The sequence below is a fragment of the Streptomyces sp. NPDC127097 genome (genome assembly GCF_042724075.1).
GTDB lineage: Bacteria > Actinomycetota > Actinomycetes > Streptomycetales > Streptomycetaceae > Streptomyces.
Genome location: NZ_JBHXFI010000014.1, coordinates 57661 through 77207 on the forward strand (window position 1 = coordinate 57661; position 19547 = coordinate 77207).

A 19547-nucleotide genomic window follows, 5' to 3' on the forward strand; every position below is an offset into this window, starting at 1 on the left:
CCGGCCTGGATCAAGGTCTCCACCAAGGTCGGATTCCTGGTCACCGGGGCGCCGAAGCCACCGTCTCCGACGGGACCATCACCGCAGATGATGCACTGCCGGAGAAGGAAAAAGACGTGCTGCTCCTTCGGGTTGCGCTCAGCATTCCATCGCACCAACCGATGCGAACGCGAGCGGACCGTCCATCGCCGATCGGCGGAAGCACCGGCACGGGCGGCACCCAAAGCCTGCGGGACGTATTCTGTATCGATGTCGCCGGGCGGAGCACGGTCCTCCCATTCCGGCTCCGCCCGTCTCCTCAGAAGAACAGGGTGAGCTGCTCGTCCTCCGGCGCTTGTGCGAGGCCGGGTTCCTCCGCGTATTCCGGGTCTACGTCTGCCGGTTCGGTGTCCGCGGCCTCCGCGATCACGCCCAGCGCCGCCGCTAGTCGCTGTTTCTTGGCGCTGCCTTCCACGTCGACAGTGGCCGACTCCTCCGGGGAGGATTCCTCGGCCTCTCCCTCTCCCTCGGCGACCGTCGGCAGTACGTAGTGCTGGGCGAGGCTCGCCAGGTGCAGAGGCAGCGGCAGCGAGAGTGCGTCCAGGTAGTCGGGGGCTTGGCGAAGCTGGTGCACCGCGAGAGCGAGGGCTTCGGGTGAGTCGCCGGCGTCCGGGTGGCAGCCCAGGACCGCGATTTCCACCAGCCCGGGGTTCCAGGCGGGGATGTGCGTGTCGATGGTGGGTTTGCCCTTGTTGGGGCCCTGCCGGAGAGGGCGGGGAGCGATCTTGTCGGCCTCGACGGCGGAGTCCCGGAAGGTGCCTGCCTTGGGAGTGGTGCTGTAGAAGATCCGCCCTGAGGACCGTTCTGCGTCTTCGTCTTCCACCCACAGCCCCTGGGGCAGGCCGTTGACCTCGCCGGGAGCGGCATTGCCCCACCACTGGGGGGTCTCCCGACCTGCTGCCGTACGTACGCGGATCAACCGGAGATCGGGGTCGAGTCCCACCGGCTGGGCGTGCCCGGTTTTGATCAGGTCTCGTTCGGTTCGGCCGTCCTGGAGCCAGGGCCAGTGCAGCCGGCTGTTCTGAGAATGGGTCAGCAGTGCGGTGGGTCGGCCGCGGAGAGAGTGGACCATCTTCTGGAGGTAGCGGGCGGTGGCCCTGCGCTGCTCGTCCATGTTCTGTTGCCAGACGCGGTACTTCGAGCGCTGCCGGGGTACGACAGTGGCGGCTTCGGCGTCCATGGCCGTACTGGTCTCAGTCTCCGTGGGTTCGCTCACCTCCGGAATTTCGGCTGTCTTGACCAGTCCGAGCAGGAAATGGGGGTAGGGGATCCAGCGTCCCGTCCGCTCGTCCCAGCCGGTGACTGCCGCCAGGCCGCTGCCCGGTGCGAGCGGCGTGGCCATGACGGCCACCGGGGTGTGGCGGGGAAGCCGTGTGGGGCCGTCCTTGCGTCGCTTGACCATGTAGGTGGCGACGTAGCGCAGGCTCTCGGGAATCTCCTCGCCGAGCGTGTGCTCGGGCAGGACGCGGACGCCGTACTGGCGCAGGGCGTCCTCCCATCCCGAACGGACCCGATGCGAGAGGTTCTTCTCGGTGTTGTGCCCCTTGGCCTTCTTGGGGACGAGCGCAAACTGCGTGAGCACGCCCGCGTCCGCGCAGCCCAGCCGGAGTGCGTACTTGGGGTCGTCCAGGCGGTGGGCGAAATCCTGTTGGCGGTCGATTTCCACGAGTGCGAAGCCGGGGTGGAGCGGGTCGGCTCCGTCGTCGGTGAGGAATGCCTCGGCCGCCTTCCGGCGGGTGTTGATGCCGGCTTCCAGGGCTTTGCCCCTCGGCCGCGCTTTGGGGTCGATACCCAGGGTGTCGGTGATCCCGCCGGTGGTGCGCAGGCACCGTAGGCGGAGGGTGAGTTCCGGGGACTTCCATTCGAGGATGACCGGGCTTCCGGGCGCGGCCCGCTCGTACACCTCCTCGGCGGTGGCGGGCTCTGGACGGCCTCCGTCGCCGTCCAGCCCGAGGACATCGACGAGGGCCTCGACAGCCGCATCCCGGAACGAAGGGCTCTGCCATAGCAGTCGCGCTTCGACGAGGCACGCGTCTCCGCTTCCCTCGACTGCCTCGGCGGGGCCCCGTCCCTCGTTGATCCTGGCTGCCACCGCGAGTGCGGTTCGGCGGGCGAGGGCTTCGCGTTCCGCTTCGGCGGCCTTCTCCGCTGCCTTGGGCTTGGGGCGGACGTTGGCGGGGGCACTGCTGCCGACGCTCGCTCGGCTGAGGGAGGGGACCCGGCGCATCTCCTGGGGCAGCGCCTGTTCGGCCCACTCGACGATTTGTGAACGTTGGTGCGACATGAGGCCGGCTCCGATGCCATGAGCCCCCATGTGTGTGCTGTGGACGACTGAGGCACGGGTGCCGTCCCCGTCGCCGATCCACGCCTCGGGTTTGGTGAGCAGGCTGACTGGGTCGGGGAAGGGGCGGTTGAGCGTCAGCCTGCCGAGGATCTGGGCGGGTCCGTTGTTCTTCCAGGCGTAGCCCTGAGTGCCGCGGTCCCAGGTCAGACGCGCCACCGCGTACCGGTCGCTGGTGGGCGTTCCGGGCAGCCAGGGGATACCGGGCAGCAGATAGACAGAGGTGTCGCGGCCGTACGGCAGCCGCAGCCGCTGCTTCTTCGCGTCGGGGCGAGTGGCCCAGCGGCGTACTCCGGTGTGCAGGTGGAGACGGGGCCGGGGGTCGAAGGGGACGGTGTGCAGTGAAATGTTGATCACGACGGAGAACCACCACTCACGCCCTTTGACCACGTGCGAGAGAGGCTGCGAGAGGAGCTCCGCTCCTTGCTGGCGCGGGCCTCGCGGCACGGCGCGGAAGTTCAGGCTGCCGGCGCTGTGTTCGTAGGGGCCGAGAGCGAGGATGCGCCGGGCCAGGGCATCGGTCGCGAGTTGGTACTGCCGGTCGTGCGGGGCCGCGGTTCCGCCGTCGGTCGTGGGGCAGCCGAGGAGGTCAACGGTGACGTCCTGCCACTGCGGCGGGCAGGCGCGCAGCGCCGTGTACGTGTCCAGGACTGCGCGGTGGTGCTCGGGTTCGGGGCGGAGGTCCTGGAGCCAGGCTCCATTGAGCCGGTCAAGGGTGTCAGCGGGAAGGGGGTGTGGGACGTCGTACGGGGCGTAGAGCCAGAAGTCCTCGGCCAGCTGGTGCGTGTCGCGGGGGCGGCCTCGGACGATCAGATCGGGGGCGAGAGCCTGCAAGACTCCGTTGAAGCGGGCGACGGGCGCGGTGCGGTACGGCTCAGCCTTGGGGGCGCGGCCGAGGTTGCAGAGTTCCAGGATGCTCTCGTGCCACTGCTCAGGAGAGGGCAGCGCGCGGTAACGGGCGGTCCAGGGGGCAGCGTCGGGCTTGAGGAGGTAGGCGGCCCGGCTGGTGTCGCGGTATTTGGCGGCCATGGTCTTCACAGACTCCTTGCTGTCTCGGCGGTCAGTTTCCGGTGCTCAGGCCGCACAGGGCGTCGTAGAGAGGGTGGTAGAGCGTGCGTACCAGGGCGGGGTCTGCGGGGTCGGGAAACGATTCGGATGGGGTCGCGTCGTCGAAGTAGGGCGCGAGGACGTCACGGAGCTTGATGAGCAGACCGTCGTCGTTGCGCCGGCGTCCGCTGCGGGTCGCCGCTGCGGGCGGAGCCCCGGCCTCGGCGAGGGCGGGGGCGAAGGCCGCGTCGACGAACACCACACGCGCGGGCACTCCGCCTCGCACCAGACGGCCGATGACCTGCCAGATGGTGACGAGCTGGTCCCAGGCGAAGGACGTCTTCTCCGCGTCGCTGAGCCGGGAGTAGATGTAGCGGCGGGACAGCAGGCGGCGCCATTCCTTCCGGGCTGCGAGGCGGAAGCCGAGCCCGGCGGCGTCCAGGTCTGCCGCGTCGGCCACCAGCTTGCCGAAGGTTCCCGCTTCGGGGTCCGGCTGGTCGCGGACGAACCTGGTGACCCAGTCGTTGACGGCGAAGACGGCCAGCGAGAGGTCGTCGGGGCGCGGGTGGGGACGGGCGAGGAAGAGCACGGTCCCGAAGGCTGCCTTGTGGCTCTGGTTGAGGATGTTGTGACCGCGTTCGATCGCCATCAGGGGTGCGACCAGGACTTCAGCGTCCTCGTCCTTGGCGAAGGCAGCCAGGTCACCACGGCGTACGGCGGAGGCTCGGGTGAAGTCGCCGGTGGCCGTGTCGCCAGGACCGGTGTGGTCGAGCTCTGCCTTGTCGGAGGCCAGGACCCGGACCTTTCCTCGCCAGCGCGGCATGCGTTCAAGGAGGTCGGCGGCGGTCCTGGCGTCCTGGTAGCTGCCGACCAGGAGCAGTGCCCGTCGTCGTTCACCGTCTTCGATCCGCCGCAGTTCCCTGTCGAGGAGCGATGTGCTGCCCGGGGCCGACTTCCCGAGCTGGGTGACCATCTGGGCCAAGACCCTCTCACGGGTGTCGAGTTTGGCTCCAGAGAGTGTGAGCGGGGTTCCTTCGCCGTCGTAGAGGAACAGCGTGGTGAAGCGGGTCCGCCGGATGGAGTCGACGGCGGCCTGGTGGGGTTTGAGGATCGCTTTGACCGGGGCCATGACGTGTGCACGGGTCGATGTCCCGGCCCAGCTGGTGCCGGACATAAGCAGCACGTGCGGTCCGGGCCGGCCCGCGGCCGAGTCGGCTCCCAGTGCAGGAAGGTTGAGCAGAAGCTCCCGGCCTACGCCGGCGCACCGGAAGAAGCGGAGGGTGCCGCTGCGCCGTTCGTCGCCGTCTGGGCCTCGCTCCGGGTCTTCGGGAAGGTACTGGAACCCGAGGACATTTCCCATCGGGGCTTCCGGCACAACCGGTGCGTAGTCCAGGGGCGGTCTGCGGGACAGTTCGTTATCGGCGGTGTCCAGGTGGAGGGCTGCCTCGGCCTGCGGCCACAGGAAAGTGACGCGTTCGAGGCGCTGATGCAGTGCGGCCAGTACCAGGGTGAACTCAAGGCGCCGTGCCTCCCGCTCCAGCCAGGGCTCAGCCCCCCATGTGTCCACGGGGTCCCTGGCGGGTTTCCCCGGCTCGGGTGCCTCTTGGCGCAGTGAACCGTCCAACAGGGGCGACCCGGCGATTAGGGTGTCGAGAACGGAGCGGACCCGTTGGCTAGTCGCAGTTTGGTCGAGGTTGTGCAGGAGATCTCCGGTCCTGCGGATCAGTTTGTCTGTGAGGTCGCTGTGCGGGCCGCGATCACCGAGAGGGTCGTCGCGGAAGGCGTCGAGGGCCTCGATCACTTCGTTGCGGCGGGTATCCCACGGCTCTGTACCCGGGATGCGCGGCATGCATGCGGGACCGTCGGGCTCGTCGTCGGAGTCGTACACCTCGGCGTCGGAGGAGATCCCGTCGGGGAGGGACCCGTCGGCACGTGGCCGGGGGTACCACTGGTTGACGAGCTTCTCCTGGAGCGTCCAGGCACTGAAGTACTCGATGTCCGCCCACTGACGGAGGTCGTCGTCGGTGATCAGCCTGCGATAGAGGCGATTGGCAGCGATGTGGACGATGTCCAGGGAGGCTGACCAGCGTTCGACATCGCGCGCCGAGAGGGGCAGGCGGCCCTGCCGGGCCAGTTCATCGATCTTGTGGATGCCGAGTCGGTCGAGCCAGGATTCCGGACCACGCACGATCAGCGTCGCTGACGGGGCGAAGGCGGTGTCGAGCTGCATCTGTACACGGTCTGCTTCGTCGATGATGACGATGTCGCTGCGTAAGCAGGCGAGTTCGAGGTGCCTGAGACGTTCGGCGTTGAGGTGGTTCGGGACGGCGCTCTGCAGCAAGCTGGCCGGGTTGGCCACCCAGATCAGGGCGTCGACCAACTCTCGGTCGGTGGCGTGCCGGGGGCAGACGCTCCACACCGGACAGCCGTGGTCGGACCGGGAAGTCTCAGGCTCCGCTCCCCTGGTGCTTTCCTCCTCGTGCCCTTCTGGCGCGTCGTGCCGGTACACGGGCATCTGGATGTCCCCGACGGCAGTCGGACCAGGCTTCTTGACAGGGCGTAGTTCCGTGCAGGGGGCGTCGAGATAGCGCAGGGGTTCGGTGGCTTCCAGTCCGCGCTGCGCGTCGAGGACGCACACCGTGCTGAGGTCGTCGAAGGCCGGATCGTCGTGCTGGAGCAGGGAGGCTTGGCCGCGTGCGGCGAGTCGGCGGTGCAGCCGGGATGCGTGCTGCTCGCGGGTGGTGCCGCCGATGACAGGAGCGGCCGTCAGTCCCATGTCCCGAAACTGGCCGACCAGGGTGAGCTGTTCGGCGACATCGCCGACGACCAGAGTGGTGCGCAACCCCTTACGTGCACCCCAGACGGCGATGAGATTCATCAGGGTGCTCTTGCCCGCGCCCACCATGCCGACCAGGTGGAACAGCTGGTCCAGGCGCAGCACCGTCGTCTTCTCGAAGTGCAGCCCATCGGCGGCTAGGACATCGATTTGCAGGTCCTCCAGGCGTCGTACCCATTTCCCGGAGGGGAGGCCGCCAGCGGTCTCGGCTTCCTCCATCCAGTCTGCGGTTTCGGCGAGTTCGGCCAGGGGGATGTCCAGGGGCGGGCCCGCGGTTCCCGGGACCCGGCTTAGGTCGTGGCCGGTCGCCGGTGGAAAGCACAACTGCTCGGGGATGGTCACGGAGGTCGGCCGGTGCCGCTCGGTGAACCGGGCCTGGCCCGCCGGGGCAGGCTGCAGCACGCGCTGATCGAAGTCCGGAAGTCGGGACAGCGCGCGCTCGAACCTGTCGAAGCGGTCTCCTGCTACGGTCGGCTCGACCCGGCGCGCCGGCCCTCCCTCGGGCAGCCGGTATCCGCGGAGCCGTTCGGGCAGCTGGGCATACGTCTCCAGGCACTGGTGCCACATGCGGCGACGACGCAGCTTCCACAGCAGATGGCGTGCCACATCCAGCCTGGCGCTCTGTGCTGGTGTGGTCGCGATGCCCGCGGCCGCGGCGAAGGGGTAGCCGCCTAGGAGGGTATAGACACCATGGGCATCGCGGGAGGGGTCGAGACTCTCCATCAGGTAGAGGCCGAGTTCCACCTGGCAGAGCAGGGAGGGGTTTACGTCCTGGTGTTCCTGGGGCCAGACCGGTTCCAGGGCTTTGGCCAGTGGCTGGTACCACTCGCTGCTGTTACGCACGGGGGGATCCGTTCGTCGGTGCGGAGTCCGTCAGGTGGGGGCCGCTTGCCCCGCGGAGCCGGGCGGTGGCGAGTGCGACGAGCCGGTCGTCGGTGAGCAGGAGCAGGCCCTCGGCGGAGCCGGGGCGGTTGCGCCGGTACGTGCCGAGGTAGTCGCGGTGGGCTTCGGCCTGTTCGCGGGGGACCACCCAGCACGACTCGTCGTAGGGCGGCTCCGGGCGGACGGGTTTCGCAGACCGGCCGAGTAGGCCGGGATGCTTCCAGTCCTTGACGTCGATGGCCCAGACGTGTCCGTCGGGGAAGGTCACGCGCAAGTCGTAGGCGTCGAAGCCGGGCCAGAGTTGAACCTCAAGCCCGAGCGCACTCAGCCGGGCCTCCAGTTCGACCTCGGCACGTCCCGGGCTGGTGACGAACTGCCTCAGTGGTCGCATCAGTTGCAGCAGTCCGGCCGCGTCGGCCCCGGCCAGGGTCCGTCCGTGTGGCGGCGCTCCCCGGCGCCGGCACCGGTCTCGCTCACACCACCATGCGCCGCCAGCGACCGGCGTGAGCAAGGTCAGGCAACGACCGCAGGTGACGTAGGCTCCCTCGAATTCGTAGGAGGCGGGGACAGCCGCGTAGCACTGGTCCAGGAGTTCTTGTACGGGGGCGAGAAACAGGTCGGTATCGGTCTCGAACCGCTCCACTCCGGTGAGAACTGGGCGTTCGACCAGGAGCCTGCGGAAGGCTACGTAGGACTCGGGCGACGACGCCTTGCGGCACAGGCGCATCGCCGTGTGGATAACCTCCCGGTCGAATTGCGCGGCCCCGGCGTCCTTGCCTCTGATCCACCACTCGTGGCACAGCTGGGTGGGAACCAGCGCCTCGGGGTCCACCAGGTAGTCGTCCGGTCCGAAGGCATCCGGCGGCAGGTCGAGGGGCCAGTCCTCCAAGGGGCGGCTGTGGCACCAGAAGAGCAGTTCCGGCAGGCTGCGGGGGATCTCCTCGACGCCCCTGAGGAGGCAAGCGAGGACGGTCCGATCGAGAGCGCGCTGAGCTTCGGCCGGATAGGGCAGCCTGAACGAGGAGAGCGACCCGAGGTCGGCGAGCTGGATCACCGCGCCGGCCAGCGTACGGACCAGGCGTACGTCGGGGAAGTCGAGCCAGTCGCCGCGCTGGGCGGCGTGGGCATCAGAGGCGGTGGTCATCGGGGCTCCTGCTCCGTCGTGGCGAGGTGGTCGATGCCCGGCTGGCACCATTCGAGGGCTTCGCAGCTGCCGCAGTGCTGGCCTGGATCGGTCGGGTAGTCCTGATCCCGGACCCAGAGCTGTGCGAGTTGCGCGATCACTTCTCTCGCTTCGTCGACGGTTCCCGGGCGCGAGGGGTCCAGCTCCTCAAAGGTCACGTCGTCGGTGTGCAGCAGTTCGAGTTCCACCCTGGAGCGCGCCACGGCACCGCCCAGGACGCCGGCGGCCAGCATCAGTACGCCGAGCGCCAGCTGGGGGTAGTGCTTCAACAGCGACTCCCCTTCATAGAGGTACCTGCTCGCGGTCTTGGTCTCCCGCCAGATCCAGCCCCCACGACGGGTGTGGAGCAGATCGGGGGTGGCTATCAGGACGAGATCGAGTTCGGGGTCGTAGCAGACCGCCTGGTACTGGACACGCACCTCTTCCTCCGGGGCGAGACCGTCCAACGGGCAGTAGAAGGCGTGCTGTTCGAGCATGGCGGCGCCGTCGAGTGCTTCCTTACCGCTCAGGTGCAGGCCGTCCGCGCCCCAGGACGCAGGGTCCGCCGGGCCGGGGAGCTCCTCACAGCTCCGGTAGGGCGTGCTGCAGTGCCGCTGGTTCAGGACGTCGTCGACCACGCGGCCGCGTCGCACTTCCGGGCTCTCGGGCTTCGAGGAGCGCAGTTTGAGCTGCCGCGTCGCGTGGTATTTCGCGGGGCAGTCCCGGTAGGCGCGCAGATCGGTGACCGAGACGCTGCGCCTGGGTCGCCGGCGCTCCGGCGGCGTGATCCGCAGCAGTTCCGGGCTGCGCGGGAGGGCCTCGCAGCCAGTCAGTGCCTTGCAGTCGACGCAGCCGGTTCCGGGGCGGGTCCCGGTGCCGTCGATGGCCTGGCGTAACGCGGGCCACCCCTCCGCCGTGAAATGCTGCCGCGCCTCCTGCCTGTTCCAGTGGAGCAGCTCGTTGTGCTTTCCGTCTCCGCAGCCGAATTCGATGACCCGGACTTGCTCGGGCAGGGCGGTGCGGTGCTGCGGCAGTTCGTCGAAGGGGACCGGAGTGTGCCGCTTCCGCCACCCTCCGCCCGCCGGCCGGCCCCGCGCCGCGACATACGCGGCTGCGGCCTTTTCCCCCTCGGGTCGATCTTCCTTGGCGGCGCCGAAGGTGAGCAGCCACAGTTCCCTGGTGGAGCCGTCGAGGGCCGCGTAGCGGCGTCCCCAGGCGGTCATCTCGTAGGTGTCCGCGCCCCGGGCGTCGACCGGCCCGGGATCCTTGCCGACCACCCATGTGTCACGGACCGGGACGGTGAGCGGGAGGCCGGCGGCCTGGCGTGCGTGCTGGTCCGCCGCCCGGGCCGCCAGATAGCGCCGGACCGCCTCGGCCGACCAGGACAGCAGCAGAGGGTGCGCTTCACGACGGCGATAGAGCCCGAAAGCCCCCTCCGTGCACCGGAGTTCTCCGATCACCCACTCCGGATCTTTGCGCTCGTGTTCAATGAGGTCGAGCGCGTCCATGAAAACCTTGAGCGTAAAGTCCTGGAATTTTTCGATGAGTTCCGGAGGTTCGGGATCGGCAATCAGCATCGGACGGGCGTCGCTGCCGCGTTTCGTTGGGCAGTCCCGGGGGTCAAGCCGCGCCGCACCGAGGTTCGTACGCACCAGCTTGATGTCACCCCTTGTCCCGGCGGGGCGCGGCCAACTGCTCATAGCTCCTCCAAGCGGTATGGCAGGACAGCCCGTTGCGACACTGCAGAGGACGACGCACCGGGTTGCGGGCGTTTCCAGCATGACACAGGAGAGCTGTGAACTAAGTCCATGCACAAATCTGCCATCGATCGCTTTACACTGGGACGCCTCCGCCACGCAACGGTCCGGCGGAACCGGAAACCCGCCAGCGTCGCGCGTCTCCTGCGTGTCGGAGGCGGGACGCTTCAGAGGCAAGGGGCGGCATGAAGAAGGACGATGTGCTGGGCGGCCGGTATAAACTGCTCAAGCATCTGGGCAGCGGCGGCATGGCCGTGGTCTGGCAGGCAAAAGACCTGCGGGGCGAGAAGCTGGTGGCCGTCAAGTGCCTGCGCACAAAAAGCGACCTCCTGGACTCACTTGACGAAGACGAGGCACACGACGAACTGCGGCGCATGCGTGGCCGCTTCCGGCGTGAGGGCGCCCTTCTCGGACGGCTGTGCAACAGGAGCATTCCCGAGCTGTACGACCAGGGCACCCACGGCTCCGAGCCCTACCTCGTGATGCGCTTCGTCGCCGGCAAGCCCCTCCACCGCTTCCTGGACCAGTACACCCCCACCATCGAGGTCGGCGCGGCCATCGGGGTCCAGATCGCCGAGGCGCTGGCTTGCGCCCACGACCTGCCAGTGGTGCACCGCGACCTCAAGCCGTACAACTTGATCATCGACGAGAACGGCGTCGTCGTCCTCATCGACTTCGGCATCGCCAAGCCGCTCTGGCCCGGCATCACGGACTACACCCAGCACGGTTCCACCGTAGGCAGCAGGGGGTACGAGGCCCCGGAGCAGATCCTGGAACGCCAGATCACCCCGAAGGCCGACTTGTACGCACTGGGCTGCGTCCTCTACCACCTACTGACCGGCCACCCGCCGTTCTCCGGGGACGGCCTGAAGGACCAGCACGTGCATGCCGCACCGATCCCGCCGACGTGCCACGTCGGGCACATCCCGGCGGAGCTGGAGAAGCTGGTCCTGAAATTGCTGGCAAAGGAGCCGGAGGGCCGGCCGGAGGACGCTCGCGCCGTCGCCGAGGTGCTGCGGAAGTACGCACCCCTCCCGGGTGACGCCGCCCCTTCCCCCCGGCTGGAGCCGGACCCTACCCGTCCGTTGCGCTTGCCGGACGAGTACGACCTACCCGCCGCGCCCGCGACACCGGCGGCCGTGGCCAGTCCGAACAGGAGGCACCGCGGTTCCGGGTTCCTCAGTCGCCGGATGTTTCAGGAGGTCGCCGCCGAGGCCGAGACCGAGATCGATTCCGGTGAACCCGCGAGCGCGGTGGACAAGCTGGTGCAGCTGCTGCCCGCCGCCCGCCGGGACTGGGGCGTTTTCGACCCACAGGTCCGGGCGGCCTTGCGCGTGGCTGCGAACGGCATGCGCGTCGCCGGGCGTTGCAAGGAGGCGATCGCGCTCTACGAGGTTCTGGCCCTACGGGCTGAGGGCAGTGCGAGCCCGGACGATCTGGCCGACTACCTGGAAGGCACTCTCGGCGCGGCGGAGTGCCGTATCCCCTTCGGTGACCTGCTCCCCGCCGCGGCAGCGCGGGGAATGGTGCTCGAAGAGCTGCCCCGCGTCACAGGCCGTCGCGCCCAGGTGCTGGCCGAGCGGTGCCGCGAGGTCGGCATCGAGCTCGAGGAGCTGAGCTTCGAGGCGTAGGCGGACCGGCCCGGCGCGGGTGCCTCCTCCGCGCTCGCCGCGGTGATGCAGGGCGGCCGACTCATCGTCGCGATCTGTGCAGCCTTCCCGACACAAGCCCGTCCCCGAGGCCCCGGACGAGTTCCTCGCCCACCGCCGCGACCGAGCGGAGTGACTCCTCAAGTGCCAGCAGGTTCCTGAAGGCCGCCGCGTACGGCTGCTGTTCGGCGAGGGAGAGCTGAAGCACCCGCAGTTTGCGTACGTCGATACGGGCCGAGCTGGAGGTGTGGGAACCGGCCTGCCGCGCGTTCGCCGGAGCGCGCAGGCAGCCCGCGAGGAACCAGGGGTCGAGGAGTTCGCGGTCCGGGCGCAGCGCGTAGAGCTGGGGTCCGAGTACCAGGGGCGTGTCCTCTTGGACCCAAACGCGATACGCCCGCTCGACACCCGCCACGACGACATCCCCGGGCTCGGCCACGGTGAACGAACCGGTGCTGGCGCCCTTCTCCACCTCGGCCCCGGCGAGCCAGCCCCCCGGCCCCTCCCCCTGGACCAGGTCGGGAACGCTCAGGACTGGTACCGCAGCATCCGGAAGGGCGTCACCGTGCAGCAGCTCGCCGGGAAGCGTCTGCCCCTGCCGTAGCTTGAGCGCGTGGGCACGGTCCAGGTCCGAGACCGTGATCGTGGACGCGGCATCGCCGCTCGCCGACAGGTCAATCGCCGCAAGGGACCGCGAATGGCCGCGTACCTCGTCGAGCAGGCCGTCCAGGCGCCCCCAGGATTCATGGAGCTTAGCCTGAGCCTCCACAGCCGTCTCCGGCACGTAGCGGGCAGGCGTGAGATCCGTCTGCTCATCGAGCAGATCCATCACGGGGACGGCGACGCAGCCCTCGGGCAGCTTCTTCCTCGCTCCCGCCTTCCGTTCCCCGGACCATGAATGAGCGTGTACCGCGTCGAGTACGCGGCCGCTCAGCCGCGGCCAATCGATGCTCTGAGCTCCCCGGGCAGCCCCCTGAGAGGTGGCCGCGTCAAGTAGGAACAGGCGTTCGCCAAGAGCCACTCCGCCGTCGGACGCGGGCATCCGGAGAATCCACAACTGGAGCGAGACGCTGTGCGGTTGCGCGGCCCCAGCCGGCAGTGCGACGACTCCCCGCAGCGCGCCCGTGCGCAGCAGCGCCCCACGGATGCGCCTGCCCGCACGCCGGGAAGCCACCGCCGGCGGCAGCAGGAGAACAGCCACACCGTCAGGCACCAGTCGCGCCAGCGCATGCTCGATCCAGGCGAGTTCAGGCTCGGTCCTCGGTGGCAGGCCGTAGACCCAGCGGGGATCGGTGGCCAGTTCCTCGTGGCCCCAGTCCCGCGCGCTGAACGGGGGGTTGCAAAGGACGATGTCGGCCCGTTCGGCACCGTGCGGGTCTGCGCGGAGCGAGTCTCCTACCTTGATCTCCGCGCCCCTGCCTCCCCCACCTGCGCCGGCGAAGCCCAGCCGGGCCGCTGCCAGCGCGGCAAGTGCGGGGTCAAGGTCGGCCCCGACGAGCGCCGGAGCCGTGGAGTTGTCCTCGCTCCCCAATTCCCCCATGCCCTCACCGGCTGCCAGGAGCAGCCCACCGACGCCACATGCGGGGTCGAGGATGGTCGTCCGCGCATCCCCGCCCCCTGTCCCACTGGCCCGGACGGCTAGAGCGATGTCCGCCATCAGCCGGGCCAGTGGGGCCGGAGTGGTACTGAACTGCCGTACATGAGCGTCGAGCCAGCGCGAAAGCAGGAAGTCGAAGGTCTCACGGCCTCCTTCATGGCGTGCGGCGTCGACCGTCTCGACCACCACCTGGGCAGCCTCTTCCGGAAGGAAGGACTGCTCCGGCACGGCCTGGTCCGCGCCTTCCGCAGCGAGAAGGCGGCGGCCGGCTTCCGCAAGCGCCGCGCCCATGACCGCACGCTCTCCCAGCGCCTCGTAGTGCGGCCACAGCCGCTCGCGCAGCCCAATCCGCTCGATCTTCCCGTGGGCGTGGAGCCACCGTTCGACGTCAGCGAGGGAGAACTGCGGGCTGGTGTCCGTTCCGCCGACCGCTGTCGGGAACGAGTCGTGGCGGCGCCGCCAGTTGCTTACTGCCGCTCGACCAACACCCGCGATGCGTGCGATTCCCGCCAGAGTGACGGGCGCATCGATGGAGTCTGACATTTGATTCTCCGAGCGGGGAGCGACTTTCGGACGGACCTGACACGGGATGCCATCACCGTAGCTCAGCCACAGTACGCAAGCTAATCATTGACTGAGTTCACAGCCATCTGCCAATGGCGCGCCTTCTACCCCTACAGCCCTGACGCCGACCAACCAGGAAGGGTAACTATGGGAGGCGTCGGGCGCGGCACCGGCCCTCCCCCTACGCCACCTCGAGGCGGCTCAGGACCATGGCCCCATCGGGCACATCTGGCGCGGCCTCGACCAGCATCTGCCGCGCAGAGCGGCGAAGGCACTCGCCTCCGGAGTGCTCGACGACTCCTCTGGACACGTGCGACTCACACGCCGGTTCAAGCGCGAGACAAAGGTCGCGGCGACGCTCGACCACGTCAATGTGGCCACCGCGCACGACACCCGACAACACTATCGAACTGCACTGGGCAGTTAGACAGTTCAACGACGGCCCGACTCCTCGGCAACATCAAATGAGCATCACTCCAGCGTCATAATGCCCACAACACACATAATGCGCACGCAGACCAGAAGCGCATGCCGCAGGTTCAAGGCTTGAACGGATCGTTCGCCGTGCTCGACGAACTCACCGTGACTACCTCGATTTCACCGAAAGCAACGCCGAGACGATCAAACAACTGCGTGAACGGTCCCACCATCCGATCAAGTCACCCGCGTCCCAGATCAGACGCCTTCTCAGGCGGCGGACCAGTCGTACGGAATGGAAGTCGGGCCGTTCGGCAGCGTACTGAGGGACAGGGATAGGGTGGCGCTCAGGATCTCGCCGGAGGGCACCTCTTGCGCGCTTGAGGCTGGTGGGGCGATGCCGAGCGCCCGATAGAGCCGGACCCGGCGGACGGCGAAGATGTCCCCGACATGCAGGCAGTAGGCATCCACGCCTGCGCGCAGTGCCCGGTGTGCGGCCCAGACGAAGAGACCACACACCGCTATCCAGAGCAGGCGCGGCCACCAGCCGGGCAGGAGCACCGCCCACAGCGTGGTGGCCACCGCGCACATCAGAGCCTGCACCCGGGCGAAGACACGGGTCGCCGCAGCCGTCAGGTCTTCGCGGTCGGGGGCGTCCAGAGCCTTGACGAACGGGTCCCAGCAGACACTCAGTTCGAGCCCATACTTACGGCGTATCTCGGCGGGCACCGAGATCAGCGCGTTTCCCAGTGCGGTGGGCAACAGCGGTTCCGGGTCGCGCGGCCGCGGATAGCGTGCTGTGGCCGCCCGCCTGCGCGCGCCACGCCAGCCGGACTGCACCTGCCAGGCATCGAGGGCATCCCCGGTCAACCCCGAAGGCGGCACCGAGTGTCCCGCGAGTGCAGCGCGCCAGGCTCGGTGCCTCACAATGCGGCGTCGGGTGTGCGCGAGCGCTGGCCGGGATGTGCCCCAGCGGCCCGCGAGGACTTCAAGAACGAAGGGTGCCGACGCCGAAGCCGCCCACGCGGACACCACCACGAGTGCGAGTGCGGCCGCGGACAGCACGATGGGACCCACCGGTTGCTGTGCGGCGATGCCGCAAGACACGCCTGCCCATGGCTCAGGGACGCGGCATGGATGCGTGCCGCCCCCACGGCGCCACAGCACGATCAAGGTGCCCGCAAGCCAGAACAGCAGCAGGGGACCGCCCATCGCGGCGCTCCAGCGCTTCGCGATCGGCTCCACGAATCCCTTGACGAGTCCGCCCACAGCAGCCGCCTACGCCGACTTGACGAACGCGCTGTCGGGATGCGTGGGACAGCAATCGGCGGCGTAGGGCGAATCATCGTCCCCGATCGCCTCCTCAGCGCAGTCGGTCAGCGGGCAGGTCCAGACGACCTCGGCCGATCCAGGCCCCGGAAGACTTGAGAAGATCGGCAACCGGAGCCCGAAGCCATCGGATGAGCCTCCGCTATGCGTGAGGTCGTCGGGGAGCTCGGCGATTGCTGACGAGGCACCGTCAGCGGGCGGGGCCGCCAGATGCCCCCGGCCCTGATGGACGAACGCGGCCCAGAAGAAAGGGTCTTCAGCCGCGGTTCTGGCCTTGGTGCTCTGCCCTCGGGTCCGGGCGCGGGCCTCCCGCAGCAGCCGCAGCTGGGCGGTGCGCAGCGCTTCGGCAGGTGGCATTCCGTCGAGGTTGAGCAGAGTGTGGAAGTCCCGCATCAGCGCAGCGGTCGCGGCATCTTCCACGTGCCACAGCGATCCCACCACGGCGGCTGCACCTGCCGCGGCGAATGCCGTCGACAGGCTCAATGCGCCGTCGTAGTGCGCTCCCGGCACCGCCGTCGCGCACGCGGACAAGACCACGAGGGGATGCCTGTCCCGTGCGACGCTGTTGCCGCCCGCCATGCCAAGGAGGCGATCGGCACGCAACCGCTGCCCGCCAGCCAGCATCAAGTACGAGTCCGTAGCAGGGGTGCTGCTACGCGCATGGCAGGCGAAGTGAGCCACTGGGTAGTCACGGTCGGCTGCTTGGCCCCGAAGCGCGGTAATGACGGCGGCGGTCGTGGCGGGCACCGTGGTCTCGCCGGATCCGCCGAGCCGGTGCCCCTTGGCATAGAACCAGCGGTAGAGGTCTTCGCCCTCCTGCCGGGCATGTGGCAGGTCGCCCGTAGGGTCGACGACCACGAGCCCACTCCCGGCGAGCGGTGCCAGGGAACGCTCGGCGAACCGGGTCAGCATCCGAACCGACGGCGCGTAGCTGATGGCCATGGACTCGATCGCGAAGCGGTGCGTCCAGCTGCCGTCATCCCGACGCACACGGTGCCGTGCCGCATGCCAGGGCACCAAACCGAGCGTCCCGGATGGGACCAGGACGATCCGTGGTGTTCCCTGGGGCCCCCGGGCCGAGAAGTACTCGGAGAGCTGCTTCATCGCTGCTCGCCAGGCCCAGTCGCAGACCTTGCGCAGCGCACCGCGCCATGGATCACTCGGCGCCGTATTCGTGGCTCTCCGTAGTTGCTGGTCGTGCGCGCCGGTGAAGTTGCCCAGGTCCGGCGCGTCAGAGCGCAGTTGAGGTAGCCGCAGCGAATGAAGTTGTCCGGACGAGTGCAGGACGAGGGCCCAGCCATGGTCACGGCCAGCCAAGAGGTGCACCACAGCGTCCACGCCCAGGGTCTGGCACAGATGCGTGGGCCAGCTGTGCGTGAGCAAACCCTCGGTGGCTGACAGGGCGTCGAGCAAGGAGGTCCGCAAGGCGCCTGGTAGCGGCGGGGAGACGGCGCCGGTCGTAAGCCGTGGCAGTCGGCTGCTGGCCGGCCCGGCGATCTCCAGCCGTCGCGCCCTCTGCATGCGCCGGTGCTGTTCCAGGACCGAACCGGTGGCGGTGGCTGCTCCGGACGCCACTTCCTCGGCCAAGGCCCGGCCCGATTCGACCAGTTCGAGAGCGGCCCCGGCATCCCCGGCTTCCAGACAGGCGCGGGCGAGCAGGCCCGCCTGGCCCACAACCTGACGGACTTGTTCGGCAGGCCGGTCACCGAGGTAGCGGATCAGAGTGTCGACGATGCGTTCACGCAGCAAGCCGCGCATCGTGACTGGGTCATCACGCAGGGCGGCGCTCAAGTCACCGCTTCTCCTCAGGAAGCGAGAGACCCCGGACTCGACGGCCCACTCGTCAAGCGCTCTCTCCCTCCTCACCCGCCTCCAGAGCGGCCGTTCCCAACGCTGCAGGCCGGGGCCCTCGCCCAGCCTCTGCTCGCGTGCAGTGGCCAAACTCGCCGCCACATGCACCCGGGTGAGGAGATCGTAGATTCGCGCAGTGTCCCTCTCGTGGCTCCGGAGAACGTCCAGCGCGTCCATCACGGCCATGGCGGCATCGTCCAGCGGATCGCCTGCGTAGCCAGGGGCGGCCTCGATACCGTCCGCCCGTAGCTCGTGCAGATTCAGCAGCGCGCACCCGGACTCGGCCCGCAGGAAGGCGCGCTGCTCAGCGGACTGATCGCCCCACTCCAGGCAGTGGTCGAGGAGGCGCACGGCCGCCAACGCATCCATCGGAGCGCGCAGCACCTCGGCTCGAGAGAGCAGGGAAAGGCCGAGCCCGGCCGCCGCCGTCACGTGCGCCCCCTCGGGGCCGGCAGTCCGGCGCACTTCTTCGGCTCCGATGCGCACGGCGTCGTCCAGGGCACGTAGGTCACTGCCGTGCAGGTACAGGACATGGCAGACGGTGGCCAGCGCCGAGCGGTCGTCGGCGCGCTCTAGGAGACTGCGAGCGGTCCGCAAGTCATCGGACTCGCCGACCAGTTCATACCTCCACAGCAAAGCCTCACCGAGCATGCCGAGCCACACAGCACGCTCTGGGGCGTCCGCGGGCACCTCCGCGAGCGCACATACGAGGCTGATGACGAGACCTTCCAAGGCGCCGCGGTCAGCGCTTCGCTCGACGCGCAAACGCTGCGCCGAGACGAGCATGCGGGTCCAATCAAGCCAAGCAGCGGAGTTGCGTTCCTGGGTTTCGTGGGTCTCCAGCGCCCGGGTGAGGGACTGCGCAGCACGGTCGAGCTCGTCCGGCTCGCGGGACCTTTCGTACTCGGCAAGATGGGTGTAGCCCACGCTCGCGTATGCCTCGCGCGGCACCGTCGCATCGTGCACGAGCATCTCCGCCATGGCGGTGCGACGGTGTTGGGCCAACGCCCTTTCCAAGTAGGTTGCCTGCCGCGACAGCGCGTATTGCTGCCGTTGGATCACACCGATCAGACGCAGCCACGAAACCGACGTGACACGGGCCCATCCATGCGCGGCGACCCAGAGCGCGTCAGCCGAGGCTTTGAGGTCGGCCGAGTCACCATCGGACTCATGGCGCATCCAGAGTGCGGCACCCAGGATGCTCTGCCACAACGCGAGGTAGCGGGGCCCCGCTGACTCTGAGAACGCGGCTTCTTGTGCCGCCCTGGCTCGGTGCAGGGCCTCGTTGAGGTCTTCCGCATGCCCAGCGGCGTCGTAACGCATGAGCTGTGCCAGCACCAAATCGCCGAGTCCGATGTGCCATTGCCAGACGGGCTCGTCCTCGGCCGACGCCGCGACGGCTTCCTGGAGGACTTCAATGGCCTGGTCCAGTGCGTCAATGCTGCCGGTGCCGACGAACCGCATGAGGTGGATCCGGCCCAACCGTACGGACTCGCCCCAAACCGCACCCCTGCTGTCGGACCAGACCTCCGCGGGGTTGAGGGTGTCACGCATCGCCAAGATTTCGACGAGCAGCCCGTACGCCGACACCTCCCCTGTGTAGCCGTTTGCGGCCCCCAAGGCTGCAGGTAGCGGAGTTGGGGCCGCAGTCCGGCTCTCGCCCGTGCGGGCGTCGACAAGGGCGAGCAGCTCACCAAGTCGGTCCGATTCGGGCTCACCAGGGGCCGATGACGCAACGGTCATGTCGTACCGGGCGATCCGCACCGGCGATTCTGTGAGGTGACCGAGCCGTTCGCGCAGCTCCGGCGCCGTGGAGCCCAGGGCATCGGCGGCGCTGAGGGCTGCGACAGCGTCGACCAGGGCGCTGTCGTCCGCTGCGTCCTCGAATGCGTCGAGGGCGCGCTCGCCGATGAGGCGAGCCCGCATCCCAGCAGGCAGGGTTCGTTTGGCGGATGGGAGCCAACGACCGGCGAGCCGTTCGACGACGGCTATGTACTGCTCCCGCTGCACTTCGGACACTGCTGCCCCTCCCCGTAATGTCAGGCAACCCAGGCACAGTACCGGGATCAGGGCTGCACT

General features: G+C 68.8%; 8 protein-coding genes. 1 reads left to right on the forward strand and 7 read right to left on the reverse strand.

The window, feature by feature from the left end; all coding sequences use genetic code 11:
- Window positions 1-298 precede the first annotated feature (298 nt).
- Genes ACFWJW_RS13930 through ACFWJW_RS13945 form a run of 4 tightly spaced genes read right to left on the reverse strand, consistent with a single transcriptional unit; the run spans window position 299 to window position 9815 of the window.
- The gene (locus ACFWJW_RS13930) at window positions 299-3409 is read right to left on the reverse strand and encodes a pPIWI_RE module domain-containing protein (RefSeq protein ID WP_387239507.1); all 3111 of its coding nucleotides are present in this window, start codon (window positions 3407-3409) and stop codon (window positions 299-301) included.
- 31 nt (window positions 3410-3440) lie between these two features.
- Window positions 3441-7106 (reverse strand): hypothetical protein, encoded by a 3666-nt coding sequence (locus ACFWJW_RS13935; RefSeq protein ID WP_387239510.1) that lies wholly within the window; start codon window positions 7104-7106, stop codon window positions 3441-3443.
- Window positions 7099-8289, reverse strand: a complete 1191-nt coding sequence (locus ACFWJW_RS13940; RefSeq protein WP_387239513.1) for a hypothetical protein — start codon at window positions 8287-8289, stop codon at window positions 7099-7101. Before ACFWJW_RS13940 ends, ACFWJW_RS13935 begins: the two co-directional genes overlap by 8 nt.
- Window positions 8286-9815: a PD-(D/E)XK nuclease family protein gene (locus ACFWJW_RS13945; protein WP_387239516.1), complete on the reverse strand. Its 1530-nt coding sequence runs from the start codon at window positions 9813-9815 to the stop codon at window positions 8286-8288. Before ACFWJW_RS13945 ends, ACFWJW_RS13940 begins: the two co-directional genes overlap by 4 nt.
- Before the next feature lie 434 nt (window positions 9816-10249).
- On the opposite strand from ACFWJW_RS13945, the gene ACFWJW_RS13950 reads away from it, so the two are divergent.
- Window positions 10250-11695: a serine/threonine protein kinase gene (locus tag ACFWJW_RS13950; protein WP_387239519.1), complete on the forward strand. Its 1446-nt coding sequence runs from the start codon at window positions 10250-10252 to the stop codon at window positions 11693-11695.
- Window positions 11696-11756: 61 nt separating this feature from the next.
- On the opposite strand, the gene ACFWJW_RS13955 is transcribed toward ACFWJW_RS13950, so the two are convergent.
- From ACFWJW_RS13955 to ACFWJW_RS13965, 3 genes are all read right to left on the reverse strand, one after another.
- Window positions 11757-13850 (reverse strand): N-6 DNA methylase, encoded by a 2094-nt coding sequence (locus tag ACFWJW_RS13955; RefSeq protein ID WP_387239522.1) that lies wholly within the window; start codon window positions 13848-13850, stop codon window positions 11757-11759.
- A gap of 708 nt (window positions 13851-14558) precedes the next feature.
- A complete protein-coding gene (locus ACFWJW_RS13960) occupies window positions 14559-15557 on the reverse strand; it encodes a hypothetical protein (protein ID WP_387239525.1) in 999 nt (332 codons plus the stop codon).
- A 9-nt stretch (window positions 15558-15566) separates the two neighbouring features.
- Complete coding sequence (locus tag ACFWJW_RS13965; protein WP_387239528.1) at window positions 15567-19487, reverse strand: CHAT domain-containing protein; 3921 nt, start codon at window positions 19485-19487, stop codon at window positions 15567-15569.
- Window positions 19488-19547: the final 60 nt, after the last annotated feature.

Excerpts from the sequence above, each read along its gene's own strand:
- ACFWJW_RS13930 (WP_387239507.1), bottom strand. The coding sequence starts at position 3,409 with ATGGCCGCCAAATACCGCGACACCAGCCGGGCCGCCTACCTCCTCAAG.
- ACFWJW_RS13940 (WP_387239513.1), bottom strand. The coding sequence starts at position 8,289 with ATGACCACCGCCTCTGATGCCCACGCCGCCCAGCGCGGCGACTGGCTC.
- ACFWJW_RS13945 (WP_387239516.1), bottom strand. The coding sequence starts at position 9,815 with ATGGACGCGCTCGACCTCATTGAACACGAGCGCAAAGATCCGGAGTGG.
- ACFWJW_RS13950 (WP_387239519.1), top strand. The coding sequence starts at position 10,250 with ATGAAGAAGGACGATGTGCTGGGCGGCCGGTATAAACTGCTCAAGCAT.
- ACFWJW_RS13955 (WP_387239522.1), bottom strand. The coding sequence starts at position 13,850 with ATGTCAGACTCCATCGATGCGCCCGTCACTCTGGCGGGAATCGCACGC.